The 2,625-nt window shown below is 35.5% G+C and carries 3 protein-coding genes; 1 reads left to right on the top strand and 2 read right to left on the bottom strand.

What is annotated here, in order from left to right:
* The first annotated feature begins 147 nt into the window (after window positions 1-147).
* Window positions 148-255: a 50S ribosomal protein L41e gene (locus tag AOG55_RS09135; RefSeq protein WP_082180503.1), complete on the top strand. Its 108-nt coding sequence runs from the start codon at window positions 148-150 to the stop codon at window positions 253-255.
* Between the two features lie 66 nt (window positions 256-321).
* Here AOG55_RS09135 and glyS read toward each other — a convergent pair whose 3' ends face one another.
* Both glyS and AOG55_RS04255 read right to left on the bottom strand, forming a co-directional pair.
* The gene (gene glyS, locus AOG55_RS04260) at window positions 322-1,767 is read right to left on the bottom strand and encodes a glycine--tRNA ligase (RefSeq protein WP_231563460.1); all 1,446 of its coding nucleotides are present in this window, start codon (window positions 1,765-1,767) and stop codon (window positions 322-324) included.
* A partial coding sequence (locus tag AOG55_RS04255; protein ID WP_330218577.1) for a CBS domain-containing protein occupies window positions 1,760-2,625 on the bottom strand: 866 nt, incomplete at its 5' end. The genes glyS and AOG55_RS04255, both read right to left, overlap by 8 nt.

The following is a 2,625-nucleotide window of genomic DNA, read 5'->3' as shown; positions in this document are numbered from 1 at the left end:
CGACGCTCTTCCGATCTTAAATTAAAAATTATTTATATGCCTTAAATAGTTTTAACAGACATTTTTTTCCACTGTAAAATTTCTAAAATAGGTATTTATATTATAAAATAATACCATAAGCAAATTACCATACTTTGAGGTGACATATTGAAGAGAAGTTCAAGAGATTGGAAAAAAAGGGGGCATATGCGCTGGAAATGGAGAAAGAAAAAGATAAGAAGATTGAAGAGGGCAAGACGGGCAAGCAAACAGTAATTTTACCCTTTTATTTTTTAAAATAAAAAATTTTAAAATTGAAAACTTTTAAAATGTAAATAGATATTATTGAACAATTTTTAAGGCATTCAGTGCACTTAGAGGATTTTCCTGGGATACAAGGTCGGATATTAAAATACGCTTCTGCTGCATGGAATCTCTGAATCTTACTGTTACGGTATTATCATCCAGCGTCTGAAAATCAATGGTAATACAGTATGGTGTTCCTATTTCATCCTGCCTTGCATACCGTTTTCCTATGGATCCAACATCATCGTATATTATATATTTATCCTTTAGGAATAGATTTGAAAACAATTCTTTGGCCTTTTCCTGAAGTTTCTGCTTTTTAAGCAGCGGGAAAACTGCCATATGAAATGGCGCAACATATTCATTAAGTGCAAGAACGTTATACCCATTGTCCCTTTTATAAAATGACTGTGACATAACTGATAATATTATTCTATCAATTCCGTATGAAGGTTCTATCACATATGGTATTACTTCTTTCTCACCAATTTTTACCGTCATTGACTCACTGGAATTATTACCGTGATTTGTAAGGTCAAAATTAGTCCTGTTGGCGATTCCAACTATTTCAAACCATTCATCGTCTATTAAAGCCTCTGCATCCCAGCTATCCGCAGCATAGTGTGCGCGTTCATCAGGCATATGCTGCCTGAACCTCAGCATTTCATTTTTTATTCCAATTTTATTTAAAAGCCGCTGTGTTTTCAAAACAAAGTATGCCATGGCCTGATTTGGTATTATGCCAGATTCATAGGCCTCCTTTACGGTCTTTTTATATACATCACCGGTATTTGGCAGCAATTTTACAGGCAAATAATCATAAAGTTCACCAAATTCAAGGCTATCAGGATCAAAAAATGATTCTATTTCACACTGGTTAAATTCCTTTAATCTTATCAGGCTCTGCCTTGGTGATATTTCATTTCTGAATCCCTTGCCTGCCTGACCGACAATCATTGGAAGCCTGTTTTTATTATAATTGTAAAGAAGCTTAAAATTTACAAAGATTCCCTGGGCAGTTTCAGGCCTTAGATACATGTCGTTGGCCCTGAACATTAAATTAAAATCGTAAACTTTCTTAATTATATTTCCGCATACAGGGCATTTAAGGTTGTTTTTTGCCGATATTTCGTTTGCCTCATCCAGATTTTTTGGCACAGCATTTATCCCATTGTATTTAAGAACTGTTTCCAGCTTGAATTTGGTCTTGCATTTATCACATTCACAGGCAAGGTCAGAAAATCGGTCTATATGGCCTGATGCCTTAAAAACAGGTTCCGGTGTTAAATTTGGCGTGTCTATAAATATTGCGCCATCCTCAAGATAATCCTCACGCCAGAGTTTTATTATATTTTCCTTGAGAAGAACACCCAGAGGGCCGTAATCATAGAAGCCTGAAAAACCACCGTATATGGAAAATGATGGCCAGAAAAAACCCCTTCTCTTGGATAATTCAATTATATCATTATACATATTAATCATTGAATACCTTTAATAATTCAACATCGTATAGCATTCCATAAATATCACCGTGGCCTGAAAGAACCGGGACCTGGTTATAGTTCCCCTGAGACATAAGCTTAACAGTTTCCCCTATTGTTGAGCTAAGATAAACCACTACAGGATTCTTTACCATTACATCCCTTACAGGCATATTTGGAACCCTTATGTTTGATTTCTCAATAATATATGTAAATACATTTCTTATGCCCTCCCATGACCATGGGTCCTCATCATCGGCAATGCCTGCCTCTGATAACACCTCTGTTGATGATAATTTAACCTTGTCAAATATATCCCTGTCAGTAATAAGGCCAACAAATTTTGCCTCTGCATTTAAAACTGGAAATGAGAATATCTGTGATAATTTCATGGCTATAAGTGCAACGCTCAATGGTGATTCCTCCCATATTGGAAATGCATTGTATGTCATTACCTCCTTAACCTTTCTCTCGCCAAACTTTTCCTGTATTATATTTAAAAAATTTTGTGGTGTTAGTATGCCTGTGACCTCATCATTGTCATTGGTAACAACAAGATGCCTTTTACCCTGTATTGTGATTTCCTTTGCCGCCTCTTCAACATAATCATCCTCTTTTACCGTATTTGCCTTCCTCATTACGAGTGCGGTCTGGGTTTCATTTGGGTTATAAAATATATCACGTCTTGTTATAACCCCTGCATATTTTCCATCCCTGCCAACAAGTGGTATACCTGTAACATTATTCTTTATTAATACCCTTATTACATCAGATACTGAACTTGGAACATTATATGTTATTGGATTTCTTGTCATTATTTCCTTTACCCTGTAATTCATAGCGGTATATATTATTATAT

Source organism: Acidiplasma cupricumulans, assembly GCF_001402935.1.
Classification (GTDB): domain Archaea; phylum Thermoplasmatota; class Thermoplasmata; order Thermoplasmatales; family Thermoplasmataceae; genus Acidiplasma; species Acidiplasma aeolicum.
The sequence above is the reverse complement of the archived record's forward strand: the minus strand, read 5'-3'. Positions and strand labels throughout refer to the sequence as shown.

Coding starts and splice junctions, on each gene's coding strand:
- glyS (WP_231563460.1), bottom strand. CDS start 1,767: ATGATTAATATGTATAATGATATAATTGAATTATCCAAGAGAAGGGGT.